This window comes from Nocardioides sp. HDW12B (genome assembly GCF_011299595.1).
Lineage (GTDB): Bacteria > Actinomycetota > Actinomycetes > Propionibacteriales > Nocardioidaceae > Marmoricola_A.
Genome location: NZ_CP049867.1, coordinates 1,857,012 through 1,876,646, shown reverse-complemented (window position 1 = coordinate 1,876,646; position 19,635 = coordinate 1,857,012). Strand labels below are relative to the sequence as shown.

At 72.4% G+C, this 19,635-nt stretch carries 15 protein-coding genes; 1 reads left to right on the top strand and 14 read right to left on the bottom strand.

The window, feature by feature from the left end:
- Window position 1 precedes the first annotated feature (1 nt).
- The 7 genes from prcB to G7072_RS08765 form a co-directional block, all read right to left on the bottom strand.
- Complete coding sequence (gene prcB / locus G7072_RS08795; protein ID WP_166085517.1) at window positions 2–856, bottom strand: proteasome subunit beta; 855 nt, start codon at window positions 854–856, stop codon at window positions 2–4.
- Window positions 853–1,050: a ubiquitin-like protein Pup gene (locus tag G7072_RS08790; protein ID WP_166085515.1), complete on the bottom strand. Its 198-nt coding sequence runs from the start codon at window positions 1,048–1,050 to the stop codon at window positions 853–855. The genes prcB and G7072_RS08790 overlap by 4 nt, the downstream gene beginning before the upstream one ends.
- A gap of 57 nt (window positions 1,051–1,107) precedes the next feature.
- Window positions 1,108–2,016: a putative protein N(5)-glutamine methyltransferase gene (locus G7072_RS08785; RefSeq protein WP_240917221.1), complete on the bottom strand. Its 909-nt coding sequence runs from the start codon at window positions 2,014–2,016 to the stop codon at window positions 1,108–1,110.
- Between the two features lie 4 nt (window positions 2,017–2,020).
- Window positions 2,021–3,529 carry a depupylase/deamidase Dop gene (gene dop / locus G7072_RS08780; RefSeq protein WP_166085513.1) on the bottom strand — a complete coding sequence of 503 codons (1,509 nt, stop codon included), beginning with the start codon at window positions 3,527–3,529 and terminating at the stop codon, window positions 2,021–2,023.
- A gap of 348 nt (window positions 3,530–3,877) precedes the next feature.
- The gene (gene arc, locus G7072_RS08775; protein ID WP_166085511.1) at window positions 3,878–5,626 is read right to left on the bottom strand and encodes a proteasome ATPase; all 1,749 of its coding nucleotides are present in this window, start codon (window positions 5,624–5,626) and stop codon (window positions 3,878–3,880) included.
- A 90-nt stretch (window positions 5,627–5,716) separates the two neighbouring features.
- The gene (locus G7072_RS08770; protein ID WP_166085509.1) at window positions 5,717–6,697 is read right to left on the bottom strand and encodes a tRNA (adenine-N1)-methyltransferase; all 981 of its coding nucleotides are present in this window, start codon (window positions 6,695–6,697) and stop codon (window positions 5,717–5,719) included.
- A gap of 45 nt (window positions 6,698–6,742) precedes the next feature.
- Entirely contained in the window at window positions 6,743–7,900 is a 1,158-nt protein-coding gene (locus tag G7072_RS08765; protein WP_240917220.1) for a site-2 protease family protein, read from the bottom strand.
- Window positions 7,901–7,954: 54 nt separating this feature from the next.
- Here G7072_RS08765 and G7072_RS08760 point away from each other — a divergent pair, with 54 nt between their 5' ends.
- Window positions 7,955–8,935 carry a PD-(D/E)XK nuclease family protein gene (locus G7072_RS08760; protein WP_166085507.1) on the top strand — a complete coding sequence of 327 codons (981 nt, stop codon included), beginning with the start codon at window positions 7,955–7,957 and terminating at the stop codon, window positions 8,933–8,935.
- A gap of 6 nt (window positions 8,936–8,941) precedes the next feature.
- Here the strand turns inward: G7072_RS08760 and G7072_RS08755 are convergent, their stop codons facing one another.
- From G7072_RS08755 to G7072_RS08725, 7 genes are all read right to left on the bottom strand, one after another.
- Entirely contained in the window at window positions 8,942–9,982 is a 1,041-nt protein-coding gene (locus G7072_RS08755; RefSeq protein WP_166085505.1) for an oligopeptide/dipeptide ABC transporter ATP-binding protein, read from the bottom strand.
- Complete coding sequence (locus G7072_RS08750) at window positions 9,979–11,013, bottom strand: ABC transporter ATP-binding protein (protein WP_240917219.1); 1,035 nt, start codon at window positions 11,011–11,013, stop codon at window positions 9,979–9,981. The genes G7072_RS08755 and G7072_RS08750 overlap by 4 nt, the downstream gene beginning before the upstream one ends.
- A gap of 5 nt (window positions 11,014–11,018) precedes the next feature.
- A complete protein-coding gene (locus G7072_RS08745; RefSeq protein ID WP_166085503.1) occupies window positions 11,019–11,963 on the bottom strand; it encodes an ABC transporter permease in 945 nt (314 codons plus the stop codon).
- The gene (locus G7072_RS08740; RefSeq protein WP_166085501.1) at window positions 11,960–12,964 is read right to left on the bottom strand and encodes an ABC transporter permease; all 1,005 of its coding nucleotides are present in this window, start codon (window positions 12,962–12,964) and stop codon (window positions 11,960–11,962) included. Before G7072_RS08740 ends, G7072_RS08745 begins: the two co-directional genes overlap by 4 nt.
- An 85-nt stretch (window positions 12,965–13,049) precedes the next feature.
- Entirely contained in the window at window positions 13,050–14,672 is a 1,623-nt protein-coding gene (locus G7072_RS08735; protein ID WP_166085499.1) for an ABC transporter substrate-binding protein, read from the bottom strand.
- A 197-nt stretch (window positions 14,673–14,869) separates the two neighbouring features.
- Window positions 14,870–17,635: a bifunctional diguanylate cyclase/phosphodiesterase gene (locus G7072_RS08730; protein ID WP_166085496.1), complete on the bottom strand. Its 2,766-nt coding sequence runs from the start codon at window positions 17,633–17,635 to the stop codon at window positions 14,870–14,872.
- A 21-nt stretch (window positions 17,636–17,656) separates the two neighbouring features.
- Window positions 17,657–19,366, bottom strand: a complete 1,710-nt coding sequence (locus tag G7072_RS08725; protein ID WP_166085494.1) for a S8 family serine peptidase — start codon at window positions 19,364–19,366, stop codon at window positions 17,657–17,659.
- Window positions 19,367–19,635 lie beyond the last annotated feature (269 nt).

Below are 19,635 nucleotides of genomic sequence, written 5' to 3'. Positions count from 1 at the left end.
GTCACGTCAGCGGGGCGGCGGGGCCGTCGGGGCGCTGCATGCGGGCCCCGATCACGCGGTCGGCGATCGCGGCGACGTCGTCGTCGGGCAGCCGTCGGTAGCCGGAGGCCGTGATGACCCCCACGACCGGGAAGATGCGCCGCGTCATGTCGGGCCCGCCGGTGGCCGAGTCGTCGTCGGCGGCGTCGTACAGCGCCTGGACCAGCGCGGTCACGCAGCCGTCCTCGTCGAGGTCGTCGCGGTAGAGCTTCTTGAGCGCGCCGCGGGCGAACATGGAGCCGGAGCCGACCGAGTGGAACGCGGTCTCCTCGTAGCGGCCGCCGGTGACGTCGTAGGAGAAGATCCGCCCGTGCTCGCGGGCGAGGTCGAAGCCGGCGAACAGCGGCACCACGGCGAGGCCCTGCATGGCCATGCCGAGGTTGGATCGGATCAGGGTCGCGAGCCGGTTGGCCTTGCCGTCCATGGACAGCGGGCTGCCCTCGATCTTCTCGTAGTGCTCGAGCTCGGTCTGGAACAGCCGCACCATCTCGACCGCGAGACCGGCGGTGCCGGCGATGCCGACGCAGCTGTACTCGTCGGCGGGGAAGACCTTCTCGATGTCGCGCTGGGCGATGACGTTGCCCATCGTGGCGCGACGGTCACCGGCCATCACCACCCCGCCGGTGAAGGTGGCGGCGACGATCGTGGTGCCGTGCGGGGCCAGGTCGTGGGCCGCGGGCGTGGCCGGCGCGGGACGGCGCGACGGCAGCAGGTCGGGCGCCTGGACGGCGAGGAAGTCGGTGAAGGACGACGAGCCGGGGGTGAGGTACGCCGCCGGCAGGCGGGTGTGCTGGCCGCTGCTGGGGGACTCGCTCACTGGCCGCCCTTCTGGATGAAGGACTTGACGAAGTCCTCGGCGTTGGACTCCAGCACCTCGTCGATCTCGTCGAGGATCGCGTCGATGTCCTCGTCGAGCTGTTCCTTGCGCTCGGCGACGTCGCTCTCGGTCGCCTCGGTGACCTCGGCGTCCTGCTCGGTGCCCTTCTTGGGCTGCTTCTGCTCCTGAGCCATCTCGTCCTCCGCTGCTCGTCCCGCTGGTCTGCTGGACCGTGCTGCCAACCTAGCGCCTCAGGTGTCGCGCACGGCCGCCACCACCACCGACACGGCGTGGTCGTCGTCGTGGTGCACCGAGACCGCCGTGCCCACGTGCGCGAGCACCGCAGCCGCCACCGGGGCCTGGTCCTCGGTGGCCTCGGTGAGCAGGTGGCCCCCCGGTGCCAGCCAGTCGACGGCCGAGGTCGCGACCCGTCGCAGCACGTCCAGCCCGTCGCCCCCGCCGTCGAGGCTCGCCCGCGGCTCGTGCTCGCGTGCCTCGCGGGGCAGCAGCGCCACCGCGTCGCTGGGCACGTAGGGCACGTTCGCCAGCAGCACGTCGACGCGACCGCGCAGCTCGCCGGGAACGGCGTCGAACAGGTCGCCGGTGACGACCCGGCCGGTGACGCCGAGCGCGTGCACCGTGGCCCGCGCCGCGCGGGTGGCCGCCGGGTCCAGGTCGCTGAGCACCAGGTCGGTCGCGACGCCGCGGGCGCGCAGCCGCGCGACGAGCGACACCCCCAGGGCGCCGGTGCCGCAGCAGACGTCGAGGACGACGACCGGCTCCCCTGCCCGCACCCCGTCCGCCGCCCGGGTCGCGACGAGCCGGTCGGCGGCCTCCACCAGGGCCTCGCTGCGCCGGCGCGGCACGAAGACTCCCGGGACGACCGGGACCCGCCGGCCGTCGAACTCCGCCCAGCCGACGACGACCTCGAGCGGCTCGCCGGCGCACCGTCGGGCCACCCGGGCCGCAAGGTCGGCCGGGCTCGTCGCCGCCTCGAGCAGGAGGGCCGCCTCGTCCTCGGCGAAGACCACGCCGGCGGCACGCAGGGCGGCGACCACGGTGGGCACGTCGGTGGGCACGTCGGTGGGCACGTCGCCGGGTCTCGACGACGCTCGCTGCGCTCGCTGCTCGACCACCGGGTCGCCTGGCTGCTCGACCACCGGGTCAGCGGGTCAGGGCGGCGAAGAGCTCCTCGGCGGTGTCGCAGCGGTCGAGCAGGTCACCGACGTGGGCGCGGCTGCCGCGCAACGGGTCGATGGTCGGCACGCGCTGGAGCGACTCCCGGCCGGGCAGGTCGAAGATGACGGAGTCCCACGACGCCGCCGCGATGCGCTCGGCGTACTTCTCGAGGCAGCGGCCGCGGAAGTAGGCGCGGGTGTCGTGCGGCGGGGTGTGGACGGCCTCGGCGACCTCGTCGTCGGTGACCAGGCGGTCGACCTCGCCGAGGGCGACGAGCTTGTTGTAGAGGCCCTTGCCGGGGCGGATGTCGGAGTACTGCAGGTCGACGAGCTGCAGCTTGGCGTCCGACCAGTCGAGGCCGTCCCGGGCCCGGTAGCGCTCCAGCAGCTTCAGCTTGGCGACCCAGTCGAGCTCGCGGGCGCAGAGCATCGGGTCGGTCTCCAGCCGGGTGAGCACCGACTCCCAGCGGGCCAGCACGTCGACGGTCTGCGTGTCGGCGTCGGAGCCGTAGCGGTCCTCGACGTACTTGCGGGCCAGGTCGAGGTACTCCATCTGCAGCTGCACGGCCGTCAGGGTGCGCCCGTCGGCCAGGGTCACCAGGTGCTTCAGCGTCGGGTCGTGGGAGACCGCCCGCAGCGCCCGCACCGGCTGCTCGACGCTCAGGTCGCGGTCGACGAAGCCGTCCTCGATCATGGCGAGCACCAGGGAGGTCGTGCCGACCTTGAGGTACGTCGACACCTCGGCGAGGTTGGCGTCGCCGATGATCACGTGGAGCCGGCGGTACTTCTCCGGGTCCGCGTGCGGCTCGTCGCGGGTGTTGATGATCGGGCGCTTGAGCGTCGTCTCGAGCCCGACCTCGACCTCGAAGAAGTCGGCGCGCTGGGAGACCTGGAAGTCGGCGTCGCGGCCGTCCTGGCCGAGCCCCACGCGACCGGCGCCGGTGACGACCTGGCGGCTGACGAAGAACGGCGTCAGGTGCCGGACGATGGCCGCGAACGGGGTCGAGCGGCGCATCAGGTAGTTCTCGTGGGCGCCGTAGGAGGCCCCCTTGTTGTCGGTGTTGTTCTTGTAGAGCACGATCGGCACCGCCCCCGGCGCGGCCGCGGCGAATCGGCAGGCGTCCTGGGCGACGACCTCGCCGGCCTTGTCCCACAGCACGACGTCGCGCGGGTTCGTGCACTCGGGGGTGCTGTACTCCGGGTGGGCGTGGTCGACGTACCAGCGCGCGCCGTTGGTGAGGATGACGTTGGCCAGGCCGAGGTCCTCGTCGGTCAGCTGCGAGGCGTCGGCGACCTCGCGCGCCATGTCGAAGCCGCGGGCGTCACGCAGCGGCGACTCCTCCTCGAAGTCCCACCGGGCGCGTCGGGCCCGCAGGGTGGACCCGGCGTAGGCGTTGACGACCTGCGACGAGGCCACCATCGGGTTCGCGCCGGGCTGCCCCTGGACGGAGATGCCGAACTCGGTCTCGGTCCCCATGACCCGGCGCACGCTCATGCCCCGAGCCTACGTGGCGACCCGGGCAGAAATCGTCGCACCGGACCGCGTCACGTTTCGGCTCCCGCGTCGTTCCACAAGCACACGTGCCGATGACCGACTCGTGTCACCTGGGGGTGGAGCCGGTCATCGGCACGTGGCGTGTCCGGGGGGCGCCGTCGCGGACGGCGCAGGATCAGTGCCGGCGGCGGCCGGCCATCACCTTCTGGAACACGAAGAACAGCACGACGAGCACGACGATGATGAGCAACCACTTCATAGCGGGTTTCCTCCCAGAAGGTGTGTTGCCCCACACCTACCCGGAGCGGGGTCACTCCAACCCCATCCGTCTCGCAGAGTCCCGGTCCGTCAGAGGTACTGACCGGTGTTGGCGACCGTGTCGATGGACCGTCCCGGCTCGGTGCCCTGCTTGCCGGTGATGAGGGTGCGGATGAAGACGATCCGCTCCCCCTTCTTGCCGGAGATCCGGGCCCAGTCGTCGGGGTTCGTCGTGTTGGGCAGGTCCTCGTTCTCCTTGAACTCGTCCACGCACGCCTGGAGCAGGTGCTGCACCCGGATGCCCTTCTGGTTCTCGTCGAGGAAGTCCTTGATGGCCATCTTCTTCGCGCGGTCGACGATGTTCTGGATCATGGCGCCGGAGTTGAAGTCCTTGAAGTACAGGACCTCCTTGTCGCCGTTGGCGTAGGTCACCTCGAGGAAGCGGTTCTCCTCGGTCTCGGTGTACATCCGCTCGACGGTGGCCTGGATCATGCCGGCGACGCACGCCGCCCGGTCGTCGCTGAACTCGCGCAGGTCGTCGGCGTGCAGCGGCAGGTGGGCGGTGAGGTACTTGCTGAAGATGTCGCGCGCGCTCTCCGCGTCGGGGCGCTCGATCTTGATCTTCACGTCGAGGCGGCCGGGGCGCAGGATCGCCGGGTCGATCATGTCCTCGCGGTTCGAGGCGCCGATCACCAGCACGTTCTCCAGGGTCTCGACGCCGTCGATCTCGCTGAGCAGCTGCGGGACGATCGTGTTCTCCACGTCGGAGGAGACGCCGGAGCCGCGGGTGCGGAACAGCGAGTCCATCTCGTCGAAGAACACGATGACGGGCGTGCCCTCGCTGGCCTTCTCCCGGGCGCGCTGGAACACCAGCCGGATGTGGCGCTCGGTCTCGCCGACGTACTTGTTGAGCAGCTCGGGGCCCTTGATGTTGAGGAAGTAGCTCTTGCCCTCTTGGCCCGTCTTCGCCGCCACCTTCTTGGCCAGCGAGTTCGCGACCGCCTTGGCGATCAGCGTCTTGCCGCAGCCGGGCGGGCCGTAGAGCAGCACGCCCTTCGGGGGCTTGAGCTCGTGCTCCACGAACAGGTCGGGGTGCAGGTAGGGCAGCTCGACGGCGTCGCGGATGGTCTCGATCTGGGTGAACAGCCCGCCGATGTCGTTGTAGTCGATGTCGGGGACCTCCTCGAGGACCAGCTCCTCGACCTCCGACTTCGGGATGCGCTCGTAGACGTAGCCCGAGCGGCCGTCGTACAGCAGGCCGTCGCCGGCGCGCAGCGGCTCGTCCTTGAGCGGCGAGGCCAGGCGCACGACGCGCTCCTCGTCGGCGTTGGCGATGCACAGGGCGCGGTCGCCGTCGGCGAGCACCTCCTTGAGGGTCACCACCTCGCCGACCTCTTCGAACTCCAGCGCCGCGACGACGTTGAGGGCCTCGTTGAGCATGACCTCCTGGCCCTTGCGGACCGTGTCGAGGTCGACCGACGGGCTGACGTTGACCCGCAGCTTGCGCCCGCCGGTGAACACGTCGACGGAGTCGTCCTCGTTGCGCTGCAGGAACACGCCGAAGCCGGCCGGCGGCTGCGCCAGGCGGTCGACCTCCTCCTTGAGCGAGATGATCTGGTCGCGCGCCTCGCGCAGCGTCTGGGCCAGCCGCTCGTTCTGCGCGGTCACCGCGGCCAGCGAGCGCTGGGTGTCGTCGAGCCGCTGCTCCACGACCCGGGACGACCCGGGCGACTCCACGAGCCGCCGGCGCAGGTCGTCGACCTCGTTCTCGAGGTAGGAGACCTGGGCTCGCCAGTCGGCAGGGGTCCGGCCCGATTCCTCGTTGTCAGCCTGCGACATGTCGCTCACCTCCTGGGGTGCGCCGTGGGGCGCACTGTGTCCTTCAACCTACTCGCGCGGAGAAAGCCAGGTCGACGCTTTCGGCGTCGTTCAGCCCGCGTGTCGTCGTGGGCCCTCGTAGTCGTCGCCGTAGGCGCCGGGGGCGGGACGACGTCGCTTCAGCGGCGGCGTCTCGCCCGGGGCCATGCGACGTGCGGTCACCAGGAACCCGGTGTGACCGTTCATCGAGTGGCCCGGTCGGACGGCGAGCCCCTCGACGTGCCAGTCGCGCACCAGCGTCTCCCACGGGTGCGGGTCGGTGAACCCGCCGTGCACGCGGATCGTCTCGACGGTCTTGCTGAGCTGGGTCGTGGTGGCGACGTAGGCGCACACCAGCCCGCCCGGGGCCAGGGCGTCGGCGACGGCGTCGATGCAGTCCCAGGGCGCCAGCATGTCGAGCACGACGCGGTCGACGCGGGTGTCCGTGGTCGAGGCGGGCAGCGCCTCGGCGAGGTCGCCCACCTCCAGGCGCCACGCCGGGTGGGGCCCGGCGAAGAACTGCTCGACGTTGCGCCGGGCCACGTCGGCGAAGTCCTCGCGCCGTTCGTACGACGACACGCGTCCGGTCGGTCCGACGGCCCGCAGCAGCGAGCACGTCAGGGCGCCGGACCCGACGCCGGCCTCGACCACGTGGGCGCCGGGGTAGATGTCGGCCATGGCCACGATCTGGGCCGCGTCCTTGGGGTAGACCACGGCCGCGCCCCGCGGCATGGAGACGACGTACTCGTTGAGCAGCGGGCGGAAGACGAGGTACTGCGCGCCGCCGGAGGAGGTGACGGTGAAGCCCTCCTCGCGGCCGATCAGCTCGTCGTGCTCGACGTGGCCCCGGTTGGCGAAGAAGCGCTTGGCCGGCGTGAGCTCGATGTTGTGCTTGCGCCCCTTGGCGTCGGTCAGCCGGACCCACTCGCCGGCCTGCAGGGGGCCGCGCGACACCCCGGACCAGGTGCGGGGGGTCTCGATGCTGGTGGTGTCGGGGGGCTCGGGCGCGGCGGGCGCGTCGGGGGTGTCGGGGATCTCGGGGGCGTCCGGCATGCGGCGCAGTCTAGGGGCGTGGTGAGCCGGCCCCGGCGCCGCGGGTCAGGCCGAGCGGCTGAAGGCGGCGTCGACGTCGGAGGTGACCAGCACGCCGTACAACGTGCCGTCGGGCTCGACCAGGAGGTACTCCGACGACGGGGTCGAGCGCATCTGGCGCAGCAGCGACTCGCCCTCGAGGTCGGCGGCCAGCACGAGACCGGGCCCGGTGGTGAGGCTGCGGGCGACGACCGAGGTGGGCACCCACGGGCGGCGCTCGGCGGGCGTCGCGGCCACGGCGGACTCGTTGACGAGCCCGACGGGGCGCCCGGCGCCGTCGACCGTGACCAGCGCCCCGGCCTGCTCCTGCTGGGCGCGGCGCAGCGCCTCCGCGAGCGGGAGCTCGGGCGGCACGCTGAGGGCGCGCCGGGCGAGGGTCCGGGCGCGCAGCGCGGGGAGCCGCGCGCGCAGCTTGCCGGAGACGATGGCGGCGCTCGCCGAGGACCAGAGGAACCAGCCCAGCACGGCGGCGACGAGGAAGTCGACGACGGTGGCCCGGAGCCCGAAGGCGTCGAGCAGCAGGGGCGAGGCCAGCGCGAGGACGGCGACCCCGCGGCCGGCCCAGCCGGCGATCGTGGTGGCCCGGTGCGGGTTGCCGGTGGCCTTCCACAGCACCGAGCGCAGCACGTGCCCGCCGTCCAGCGGGAGCCCCGGCACGAGGTTCAGCACCCCGACGACGATGTTGGCCCACGCCAGACCTCCGACGACGAGCGAGAGCAGGCCGTCGGGGGTGACCTCCAGCACCAGCAGGGCGGTCAGCCCGATGGCCAGCGAGGTGACCGGTCCGATCCCGGAGATCGCGGCCTCCTGCTTCGGGGTCTGCGGCTCGCCCTCGATCGCCGTGACGCCGCCGATGAAGTGCAGCGTGATCGAGTGCGCGGGGATACCGAAGCGGCGGGCCATCAGGGCGTGCGAGATCTCGTGCAGCAGCAGCGAGAGCGTCAGCAGGATCGCGAAGGCGACCCCGGCGACGTACTTCAGTGCCCCGAGCCCCGGCTCGACCCGCTCCACGGCCGGAGCCATCAGGTAGGCGATGAGGACCGCGATGAGCAGCCACGAGGTGCGGACGAAGACGTCGACGCCCGCCAGGGTGCCGATCCGCAGCGTCCCCGGCTGGTTGCGGCTGGCGGGGGAACCCAGCCCCCCGGATCTGCTGTCGGACACCTCGCCAACCTAGCCGACGGGGTTCTGTCGGTGCCGGAGCCTAGGGTGACCGCCATGGCACCGGACACGACGCTCGCCGCGACCCCCGCGACCCCCGCGACCCCCGCGCTCCCCGACCGACCGGCGCGACCGCAGGTCGACGCTCCGGGCACCGAGCCGCGCTCGCGCCGCCAGGGCACCCCGGTCGACGGCGTCGACGTGCTGGGCTCGTTGTCGCCCAGCCGGGCCGGTGACTTCATGACCTGCCCGCTGCTCTACCGCTTCCGCACCGTCGACCGGCTGCCCGAGCAGTCCTCGCCCGAGGCCGTGCGCGGCACCGTGGTCCACAAGGTGCTCGAGGACCTCTTCGACCTGCCGGCGCCCGAGCGGACGCCCGAGCGGGCGGCCGACCTGCTGGCCCCCTCCTGGGAGGCGATGCTCGCGCAGGAGCCGGAGCTGGCCGAGATGTTCGGTGGCGAGGGGCCCGAGATCGGCGCGTGGATGGCGTCGTGCTCGGAGGCGCTCGAGCGCTACTTCACCCTCGAGGACCCGCGCCGGCTGGAGCCCGCCCAGCGGGAGCTGTACGTCGAGACCGTGCTGGACAGCAAGCTGCTGCTGCGCGGGTTCGTCGACCGGCTCGACGTGGCCCCGACCGGCGAGGTGCGGGTCGTGGACTACAAGACCGGCCGCTCCCCCAGCGAGTTCTTCGAGGCCAAGGCCCTGTTCCAGATGAAGTTCTACGCCCTGGTGCTGTGGCGCTCGACCGGCACCATGCCGACGGTGCTGCAGCTGATCTACCTCGGCAACGGCGAGGTGCTGCGCTACTCGCCCGACGAGGCCGACCTGCGCGCCACCGAGCGCAAGGTCGAGGCCGTGTGGGGTGCGGTCAACCGGGCCGCCGAGAGCGGCGACTGGCGCCCCAGCAAGGGACCCCTGTGCGCCTGGTGCTCCTTCCAGGCGCTGTGCCCGGAGTTCGGCGGGACTCCCCCGCCGCTGCCGGAGGTCGCCCCGCAGCAGGTCGTCGACCCGGGCCTGGCCCCCGAGGACGTCGACTGAGCCGGCTCAGGCGTCGGTGAACAGCTCGGTCGCGTCCGGGTCGACGCGGTGGGGCTGGATGCGCCCGTCGCGGATCTCGGCGATCCAGTGGCAGGCGACCCGGTGTCCCCCGCCGAGGTCGTCGAGCGCGGGCACCTCCGTGTCGCACCGCGTCTCCTGCTTGAAGGGGCAGCGGGTGTGGAAGCGGCAGCCCGTCGGCGGGTTCGCCGGCGACGGCAGGTCGCCCTGCAGCAGGATCCGCTCCCGGCGGGCCTCCACGACGGGGTCCGGCACCGGGACGGCCGACATCAGCGCCTTCGTGTAGGGGTGCAGCGGCTCGTCGTACAGCAGGTCGGCCGGGGCCTGCTCGACGATCGAGCCGAGGTACATCACGGCGACGTCGTCGGAGACGTGGCGCACCACGGCGAGGTCGTGCGCGATGACGAGGTAGGTCAGGCCGAGCTGGGTCTGCAGCTCCTCGAGCAGGTTGAGCACCTGGGCCTGGATGGAGACGTCGAGGGCCGAGACCGGCTCGTCGGCGATGATGAAGCGCGGCTCGAGGGCGAGCGCGCGGGCGATGCCGAGCCGCTGGCGCTGCCCGCCGGAGAATTCGTGGGGGTACTTCTGGGCCGCCGAGGACGGCAGCCCCACCTGCTCCAGCAGCTCGCCGACCCGGGTCCGCTTGTCGTAGGCGATGCCGTGGGCCCGCAGCGGCTCGGTGAGCAGGGTCTCGACGCTCTGTCGCGGGTTGAGGCTGGCGAGCGGGTCCTGGAAGACCATCTGCATGTCCTGCCGAGCGGCCCGCAGCTTCTCGCCCTCCAGCCCCGCGACGTCGACGCCGTCGAAGACCATCTTCCCGGCCGTGATCGGCGCGAGCCGGAGCATCGCCCGACCGAGCGTGGACTTGCCGCAGCCGGACTCGCCCACCAGCCCCAGCGTGCGTCCCTGCTCGATGGCCAGGTCCACGCCGTCGACCGCTTTGACGTGGCCGACGGTCCGGTTGAGCAGGATGCCCCGCGTGATGGGGAAGTGGACCTTGAGGCCCTCGACCTGGACCAGCGTCGTCATCGGGTGGCTCCCGTCGTGGTGGCGTCGGCGGGCGTCGGCTCGAGCGGGTGCAGGCAGCGCAGCCGCCGTCCGTCGCCCTCGTGCAGCGGCGGCGGTCCGCTCTCGCAGTCGTCCTGCCGGTTCCCGCACCGGGGCGCGAAGGCACAGCCGCGCTCCCAGGGCAGGACCTGCGTGGGCGAGCCCGGGATCGGCGTGAGACGCGTGCCGCGCGGCGAGTCCAGCCGCGGGATGCTGGCGAGCAGCCCCCCGGTGTAGGGGTGGCGCGGCTGGGCGAAGAGGTCGCCGCGCTCGGCGGACTCCACGATGCGGCCGGAGTACATGACGTTCACCGTGTCGCACAGCCCGGCGACCACCCCGAGGTCGTGGGTGATCATGAGCAGCGCGGCGTCGGTGTCGGCGACCAGCGACTTGAGCACCTCGAGCACCTGCGCCTGGATCGTGACGTCGAGGGCCGTGGTGGGCTCGTCGGCGATGAGCAGGCGGGGCTCGCAGGCCAGGGCCATCGCGATGAGCACCCGCTGCCGCATGCCGCCGGAGAGCTGGTGGGGGTACTCCCCCAGCCGACGACCCGGGTCGGGGATGCCGACCTTGGCCAGCAGGTCGCCGGCGCGACGGCGGGCGTCCTTCTTGCTGAGGTCGAAGTGGCGCTCGATGATCTCCCCGACCTGCACCCCGACGGTCACCACCGGGTTGAGCGAGGTCATCGGGTCCTGGAAGACCATGGCGATGTCCTTGCCCCGCAGGCCCGACAGCTGCCGCCGCGACAGGTCCAGCAGGTTGCGCCCGCCGTACACCGCCTCGCCGGAGGTGCGCACGCCGCGCTTGGGCAGCAGCCCCATGATCGCCAGCGAGGTGACCGACTTGCCGCTGCCGGACTCCCCCACCAGGCCGACGTGCTCGCCGGGCCGGATCTGGAAGGACACGTCGTCGACGGCCTTGACGGCCTGCCCGCCGCGGACCTGGAAGGTCACCCCGAGGTTGCGTACGTCGAGCAGCGGCTCGCTGCTGCGTGCGGTCGGCGTCGTGGGCACGGCCGTCACCTCCGGGTCTTGGGGTCGAGGGCCTCACGCAGGGCCTCACCGAAGAGGGTGAAGCCGAGCGCGGTCACGGCGATGCAGAACCCGGGCCACAGGGCCAGCTGCGGCGCCGCGTCGAAGCGGTCCTGGGCGGCGACGAGCATGCGGCCCCACTCGGCGATGGCCGGGTCGGAGTCACCGAGGCCGAGGAACGACAGGGCCGCGACCTCGATGATCGCCGTGGCGAGGTTGAGCGTCGCCTGGACGATCGTGGGGCCCAGGGCGTTGGGGAGCTGGTGGCCCAGGACGATGCGCCGGCGGCGGATGCCGAGCGCCTGCGCCGCGAGGACGTAGTCGCTGCGCCCCTGGGCCAGCATGGAGCCACGCAGCAACCGGGCGAAGATCGGCACCTGGGCGGCGCCGATCGCGATCATGATGGCGTAGCCGTTCTGGCCGAGCACGGCGGCGATGCTGACGGCCAGCAGCAGGCTCGGCACCGAGAGCATGACGTCGACGAAGCGCATCACCGCGCTGTCCACCCAGCCGCCGATGCCGCCGGCGAGGATGCCGAGCAGCGAGCCGACGCTCAGACCGATCGCGGTGGAGACCACGCCGTACACGAGGGACTGGCGGGCCCCGAAGAGCAGCTGCGTCAGCAGGTCCGAGCCGAACCGGTCGAGCCCGAGGACGTGGTCGTCGCTGGGGCCGGGCACCGACGACGGCGTGACCTCGCCCGACCACTGGGCCGATCCGGGCTCGTAGGGGCTCAGCAGCGGCGCGAAGATCGCCACGAGCACGAAGGCCAGGATGATCAGCGCGCCGGCGATGGCGGTCGGGTTGCGGCGCAGCCGTCGCCAGGCGCCGCGCCACAGGCCGCCGCCGGTGGCGCCCCCGTCGACGGCTCCGGGCAGGCCGGTGCCGGCGTCGGGCGCGCCCGCGCTCGCGGGAGGGAGCGGGATGCTCACGAGACCCTCACTCTCGGGTCGATGACGCCGTAGGCGACGTCGACCGCCAGGTTGATGACCGCGTAGATGACCGCGATGATGATGATGTAGCCCTGCAGGACCGGGTAGTCGCGCTGCCCGATGGCCTCGAAGAGGTACTCGCCGATCCCGTTGAACGAGAACACCGTCTCGGTCAGCACCGCGCCGGCGAGCAGCAGGCCGGCCTGGAGGCCGATGGTCGTCACCACCGGCAGCAGGGCGTTGCGCAGGACGTGCCGCCGGCTGACGACCCGGGTGGAGAGGCCCTTCGACTCGGCAGTCCGCACGTAGTCCTCGTTGAGCACCTCGGCGACGGAGGCCCGGGTGATCCGGACGATGATCGCCAGCGGGATGGTGCCGAGCGCCACCGCCGGCAGGATCAGGTGCAGGACCGCGTCCCACGCGGCGTCCCACTCCTGGGTCATGAGGCCGTCGAGGACGTAGAAGTTCGTGATGTGGGTGGCGTCGATGCGCGGGTCCTGGCGCAGCGCGGTCGGCAGCCACCCCAGCCAGTCGGCGAAGACGAGCTTGAGCAGGATGGCCAGGAAGAACACCGGCGTCACGACCCCGAGCAGGCTGCCCGACATGACGAGGGTGTCCAGCGCCCGTCCCTGGTGGCGGGCGGCGAGGTAGCCCAGCGGGATGCCCACGACGACCGCGAGCAGCAGCGCGCACACGGCGAGCTCGACGGTGGCGGGGAACTTCTCGAGGAAGCTGGCCGCGACGTCCTGCCCGGTCTTGATCGAGGAGCCGAAGTCGCCGCTGAGCAGCGCCTTCAGGTAGGTGAGGTACTGCTGCAGGATCGGCTCGTCGAAGCCGTAGCGGTCGTTGACGGCCGCGATCCGCTCGGGCGAGGCACGCTCGCCGAGGAGCGCGCGCGCCGGGTCGCCGGGCAGCGCCCGCACCCACAGGAACAGCAGCACGGACAGACCGAGGAGCACCGGCACGAGCAGCGCCAGCCGCCTCACGATGAATCTCAGCACGCGTCGGTCCTTCTCGGGACGGTGAGGACAGGAGGACGAGCCCCGGTGCCCGTCCGCGACGGGACGGGCACCGGGGCTCGGGGGGTCACTCCGAGATGGTGACGGTGTTGAAGACCTCGTCGTTCACCGGGCTCTGCTGGAAGCCCTCCACGCCGGGCGCGAACGCGAGCGACGGGACGGGGTGCGCCAGCGGGACACCGGGCAGGAACTCCATCACCTGGGCGTTGATGTCCTCGTAGACCGGGGTCTGCTCCTCGACGGTCGGCAGGCCACGGGCCTCGCGCAGGGCGTCGAACAGCTCCGGGTTGTCGAAGCCCCACTCGGGGCTCTCCTTGCCGAAGAACACACCCAGGAAGTTGTCCGGGTCGTTGTAGTCGCCGGTCCAGCCGAGCAGGTGGATGCCGTGGTCGGGGGTGCCCTGGATCTTGTTCAGGTAGTCCGGGTCCCAGCGGTCGCTGGTCGGCTTCACCTTGAGACCCACGGCCTCGAGCTGCGAGCGGATGACGTTGAACGTGTCCTCCGGCTGCGGCATGTAGGGGCGGCTGACGTCGCTGGGGTAGTTGAACTCGATCGTCGCGCCCTCGGCGCCGGCCTCGGCGAGCAGCTCCTTGGCCTTCTCCGGGTCGTACTCGTACTGCGGGACCTCCTCGGTCCAGCCCTGGACGAGGTCGGGCATGAACTCCAGCGCGGCCGGCGTGCCCTCGGGCATGGACGCGTTGATGACGGCGTCCTTGTCGATGGCGTGTGCGATGGCCTGACGCACCTGGATGTCGTCGAGCGGCTCCTGCTTCTGGTTCATGCCGAGGTAGAGGACGTTGAAGGCGTCACGGTTCACGATCGTGAAGCCCTCCTCCTCCAGCGGAGCGATGTCGGCGGGGCCGACGAGGTCGAAGCCCTGGATCTCGCCGTTGGTGAGCGCGTCGGCGCGGGCCTTCGGGTCGTCGATGGCCACGAAGATCAGCTCGTCGAGCGAGGCCGGGGTGTCGCCCCAGTACTCCTCGTTCTTCGTCAGCGTGACCTGGTTGCCGCGGTCCCAGGTGTCGATGACGAACGGGCCGGTGCCGGTGGGCTCGGCGGTGGAGTACTCGGTGGTGGTGGGGTTGTCCGCCGCGTCGTCCTGGAACTTCTCGAGGGCCGTCGGGCTCTGCATCGAGAACGCCGGCAGCGACAGGGCGGACACGAAGCCCGCGAAGGGCTCGTTCAGCTCGATGGTCGCGGTGCCCTCGCCCGGGGTGCAGGACTTGTAGAGGGCGTCGCCGGCGGTCGGGCCGGTGGCGAAGCCGCGCATGAGGGCGCCGTAGTAGTACGTCAGGTCGGGCGACTGCGCCGACTTGGGGGCGTTGTACCAGCGGTCGAAGTTGGCGCAGACGGCCTCGCCGTTGAAGTCGGTGCCGTCGTGGAAGGTGACGCCGTCCTCGAGGGTGAACTCGTAGGTCAGGCCGTCCTCGCTGACCGTCCACTCCTTGGCCAGCAGCGGCGCGGGGTCGGCGGTGCCGGGCTCGGTGCCGACCAGGCCCTCGAAGATCTGGCGGGCGACGCGGAAGCTCTCGCCGTCCGAGGCGAAGAAGGGGTCGAGGGTGACCGGCTCGGCCGCTCCCGCGAACACCATCGATCCGCCGCTGGCGGCCTCGCCGCCGCTCCCGCCGCTCTCGCTGCCGCTGTCGCGCTCGCTGTCCGCGCACGCGGTCAGCGTGAGCGCACCCGCCATGAGTCCGACAGCGCCTGCGCGCCACCGACGTGTGTTCAAGGCCTTCACAACTGGCTCCTCACGATCCGTCTGGTCCCGGCGACGTGCCGCGGACGGGCCGAACCTATGTCCTCCGACACACCGATATCTACGGACGGGGACGGCCCGCGAGGTCGCGAAATGGCAACGATTTGCGGTCCCACGCGCCTGCGACGGGCTCAGTACCGCTCGAGCCAGCCCAGCACGTCGGGGGCCGTCATCGGCCGCGCCAGCCCGAACCCCTGGTAGAGGTCGACGCCCAGGTCCCGCACGAGGACCCGTGCCGACTCGCTCTCCACACCCTCGGCGACCACGCGCAGCCCCAGGTCGTGCGCCAGCCCGATGGTCGCCCGCAGCACCGTCGGGTCCGTGGTCCCCTCCTGCATCCGGATGATGAACGACTGGTCGACCTTGACCTCCTTCACCGGCAGCCGGTCGAGGTAGGCCAGGGACGAGTAGCCGGTCCCGAAGTCGTCGACCGACAGCGTGACGCCGAGCGCGCTGAGCGCGGTGAGGACCTCCAGGCTGCGCTCGGGGTCCTTCATGGCGTCGCTCTCGGTCACCTCCAGCACGAGCGCCTCGGCGGGGGTCGCCGAGCGGGCCAGCTCCAGGCGGACGCGCGAGACCAGCATCGGGTCGGCGATGTCGGCCGGGGTGACGTTGACCGACACCGCGAGCGGGTGTCCGGCCTCCGCCCACGCGTGCCGCGCCGACAGCGCCTGACGGATGAGGTCGTCGGTGAGGCTGCGCACCCGGCCGGTCCGGTGGGCGACGGCCACGATCTCGGGCGGCGGCACCATGCCGAAGACGGGGTGGTGCCAGCGCATGAGGGCCTCGAAGCCGGCGATCGTCCCGGTCCGGGGGTCCGCCTGCGGCTGGTACCACAGCCGGATGTCGCCCACGGCGAGCGCCTGGGGCAGGTCGGCGGCCAGCGCGAGCCGTCGGGCCGTCGAGTCGCCCTCCTCGGGGCGGTAGACCGCGACCCCGGAGCGCGCGGCCTTGGCGGTGTACATCGCCACGTCGGCCTGGGCCAGCAGCTCCTCGGCCGTGCTCGCGGCCGAGCTGAACTCGGCCACCCCGATGCTCGAGGAGACGATGAGGTCGACGTCGTCGAGCGGCACCGGTGCCGAGAGCGCTGCGTGCAGGTGCTGCGCGTGGCGCAGTCCCTCGGCCAGGGTCATGCCGGGCAGCAGGACGGCGAATTCGTCGCCGCCGAGCCGCGCCACCATGCCGGCTGCCTCGTGCCGCAGCCGCTCGCCGCTCTCGGTGATGAGCCGGTCCCCGGCGCTGTGCCCGAGCGTGTCGTTGACGTCCTTGAAGTCGTCGAGGTCCAGCAGCAGCACGACCCCGCGGGCCGGGGCGCCACTGTCCTGCGCCCGGACGCGACCGACGTCGGCCATCGCGCGCGCGACGGCCTCGTTGAAGGCGCGACGGTTGGGCAGCCCCGACAGCGGGTCGTGCAGCGCGTCGTGGGCGCGCTGCTCCACCATCTGCTCGAGCCGGTGGACGGTGTCGGCCCGCTCGATGGCCACCGCGGCGTGCGAGGCCAGGGTGGCGAAGACCTGGACGTCGTCGCGCCCGAAGGTCTCCTGGTCGAACGACCGGTCGCACACCACCAGGGCGGCCCGGACCCCGCGGGCCGCTCGCAGCGGCGCCGCGACGGCGTCACGCGGGTGCGCGGGCAGCACGGCCGACGTCGGCGCCGGTACGTCGTCCGGTGCGTCGTGACGTCCGTCGTCGCGTCCCTCGTCGGGCTCCTGGTCGGCGTCACCACCGCCCTGTCGCCCCGCCGCCAGCAGCAGGGGTCGCCCCTCCAGCGCCGGGTGCCACCAGGGCGTGCCGCCGCCGATGCCGACGCCGCCGTCACCGCCGCCACCGTCGTCGTGGCCCGGGAGCGTGAGCAGCGTGGTGATGGGCTCGGTCCCGCCGGCCGCGATGCTGTGGCACCGCACCCTGCCGGGGTCGTCGGTCGTCTCCAGGAGGTGGGCGCTCTCGGCGTGCATGAGGTCGGCCGCCTCGGTGAGCACGACGCGGATCACGTCGTCGAGCGCCTGGGCCGTGGCGGTGCGGTCGACGAACCGGTAGAGCAGCTGGGTGCGGGCGTGCCCGCGCGCGAGCGTGATGTAGACGCGGTAGCCGAGCACCAGCAGCACCACCACGACGGCCAGCAGCGGCAGCGAGGTCGGTCGCACGATGAGCAGCGTCGCCACCAGCAGCGCGACGCAGGTGTTGATGCAGGCGGCGGCGAGACCCGAGCGCAGCGCCTCGCGCAGCACGTCCCCGTCGAACACGCCCTCGGTCACGCTGATGGCCGTGGTGATCGCGGCGGCGGAGATCAGGTCGGTGGCGACCACGGCGGCGAGCGCCGCGAGCCACCCGGTGGGAGAGATCGGGTCGCCCCCGGCGAGCACCAGGTGGTAGACCGCGGCACCGAGACCGGCCTCGAAGGCGAAGAGCGCGGAGTTGAACGCGAGCTTCACGCCACGCATCCGGGTGACGAGGAAGAGCGCGGAGACGGTGCCGACGACGTAGACCAGCACGTACTCCTGCGGTGCCAGGAACGTCAGCCCGACGACCGCCGGCACCTCGCGCAGCGTGTGGCCGTAGGCGTTGCGCTGCGTGGGCAGGTGGATGACGACCACCTCGGTCAGCGCGAAGAGCGGCACCAGGGCAAGCCCGGCCGCGGTCGGCCCGACCGCGGCGGGGTCCGACAGCATGCCGGGCAGGATCACCGCGGCGGCGGCACCGGTGAGGGCCAGCACCAGGAGCCAGACGAGGTGGGACCGGGAGGTGGCCGACCTCGGCCCGCCCGTCTCGGTCGGCGCGGTGTCGCCCGCGGCCGACGGGGGGTGCGGGGCGGCCCCCGGTGGGGCCGCGGACGAGGACGGCGTGCCGGCGGACGTGGCGGCCCCGGTGTCGGGGTGAGGGCTCACGTCGGCGGGCACGCCGTCCATCGTCTCAGAGAATCACCGCCAGCTGCGGGCCTCCCACGAGTCCTGCCGCCAGCTGCGGGCCTCCCACGAGTCCTCGCGCCAGCTGCGGGCCTCCCACGAGTCCTCACGCCAGCTGCGCGCCTCCCACCCGTCGTTGCGCCAGCTGCGCGCCTCCCAGGTGGACTCGGCCGTGTGCCGGTCCTCCCACGTGGCGCCGGACCAGGAGGTGCCGGTCCAGGGGGCGTACTCCCAGGCCCCGGCGACGAGCTCGTCGCCGGTCCAGGTGCGTCCGTTCCAGGTGCCGCCGTCCCAGGCTCCGCCGGACGCCGTCGCGGCGACCCAGGCCGCGGCGTCCCAGGGCTGGCCCTGGGCGTCCTGCTCGCCCTCCAGCACGGTGCCGCTGTCGGGGTCGACGACGCGGGCGTCGCCGCGCGCGGCGTCCAGGCTGCCGAGGCCGCTGGAGAAGGGGGCGTCCGTCGTCGGGGCGTCGCCCGGGGCGGGGGCTGCCACCGCAGCGAGCACGTCGGGGACCCCGGCGCCCATCGCCGGCTCGTTCCCGGCGAGCGGACGGGCGGTCGACATGAGCAGCGTCTTGACCTGGTCGGGGGTGAGGTCGGGGCGCTGCTGCAGCAGCAGCGCGACCTGGCCGGCGACGAAGGCGGTGGCCTGCGAGGTGCCGCTGCCGCGGAAGTAGCGCTCGCTCAGGTCGCCCTCGACGCGGCCCTCCGGGCTGGTGACGTCGGCGTAGGAGCCGGGCACCCGGAGCGAGACGACCGAGCGGCCGGGGGCGACGACGTCGGGTCGGCGCTCGTCGTTGCCGCCGTTGGTGAAGTCGGCGACGACGTCGTCGGCCCGGTCGTCGGTGCTGCGGGGGTCCACGGCGCCCACGGCGAGGATGTGCGGGCTGAGGGCCGGCATCAGGAGGTGGTCGGTCTCGAGGCCGTCGTTGCCGGCCGAGGCGACCACGACGATGCCGGCGCGCCAGGCGTTCTCGACCGCGCGCGCCAGCGGGTCGACCTGCGAGGGCTGCAGCGAGACCGTGCCGTAGGCCAGGGACACCACGCGGACGTCCATCCCGCCGGCGTCGCGGTGCTCGACGACCCAGTCCAGGGCGGCGATGACCTGCGAGACGTCGACGCCGCCGTCGCCGGCACCGACCTTCATGTTCAGCAGCTGCGCCTCGGGGGCGACGCCGGCGAACTGTCCGGGTGCGGGGCTGGTCGCGGACCAGTCGGCGTCGCGCCCGGCGACGATGCCCGCCATGTGGGTGCCGTGACCGAACTCGTCGTAGTACCGCGAGCCCTCGAGGTGGTTGTCGAAGGACAGGTCCGGCCCGTCGACGACCTGGTCGGGGGCGGTGGTCAGGCCGCGGACCGGCGCGATGCCGGTGTCGATGACGGCGACCGTGACGTCGTCACCGGTGATCCCCTGCGACCAGGCGTCCTGGATGCCGAGGCTGCGGGTGAGCGACCACATCGACGAGACGTCACGCGAGGCCGACCAGGTGCCGGCGGCGTTGGTGGAGGCGTCCTCCTGGCGGGCGGTGACGTCGCCCCACTCGGTGGAGACGATCGCGTCGCCCTCCGAGCTCGCGGCCTCGGCGACCGTCGGCACGTCGGTGGCCGTGGTCGCGTCCACCTCCTCGGCGAGGGCCGGGCAGGCGACCCCCGTCAGGGCCAGTGCCGTGACGGCCACGACCGCTCCTCGGTGGCTGCTGATCGCTCTGAACACCTTGTTGCTCATTGCTCGTCCCCTCCCAAAGACAGGCCCCCGAGAATCGACGAGTATGGCGAGAAGCGGGGTTTCATATTCAATGTCTGGTTTATCACCACCAAACTACCGGCTGAATCGGGACTTTGGTCCCCAAATCGATCCGTTTGTCGACCTCGAGGTCGCCAACTGGGCGGTAGCGCCTGTCCGTTCGGTGGGACGTTGGTCCCGAGGGCGCGCCGGTCGTCGACCGGGCCGGCCCCACGACACGCGTTCAGGTCCGTCCGCTTCGCCGCGTTCGG

Bases quoted from the DNA above. Each gene is read 5' to 3' on its own strand.
- G7072_RS08790 (WP_166085515.1), bottom strand. From the start codon at position 1,050: ATGGCTCAGGAGCAGAAGCAGCCCAAGAAGGGCACCGAGCAGGACGCC.
- dop (WP_166085513.1), bottom strand. From the start codon at position 3,529: ATGAGCGTGCGCCGGGTCATGGGGACCGAGACCGAGTTCGGCATCTCC.
- arc (WP_166085511.1), bottom strand. From the start codon at position 5,626: ATGTCGCAGGCTGACAACGAGGAATCGGGCCGGACCCCTGCCGACTGG.
- G7072_RS08770 (WP_166085509.1), bottom strand. From the start codon at position 6,697: ATGCCGGACGCCCCCGAGATCCCCGACACCCCCGACGCGCCCGCCGCG.
- G7072_RS08760 (WP_166085507.1), top strand. From the start codon at position 7,955: ATGGCACCGGACACGACGCTCGCCGCGACCCCCGCGACCCCCGCGACC.
- G7072_RS08755 (WP_166085505.1), bottom strand. From the start codon at position 9,982: ATGACGACGCTGGTCCAGGTCGAGGGCCTCAAGGTCCACTTCCCCATC.
- G7072_RS08735 (WP_166085499.1), bottom strand. From the start codon at position 14,672: ATGGCGGGTGCGCTCACGCTGACCGCGTGCGCGGACAGCGAGCGCGAC.
- G7072_RS08725 (WP_166085494.1), bottom strand. From the start codon at position 19,366: ATGAGCAACAAGGTGTTCAGAGCGATCAGCAGCCACCGAGGAGCGGTC.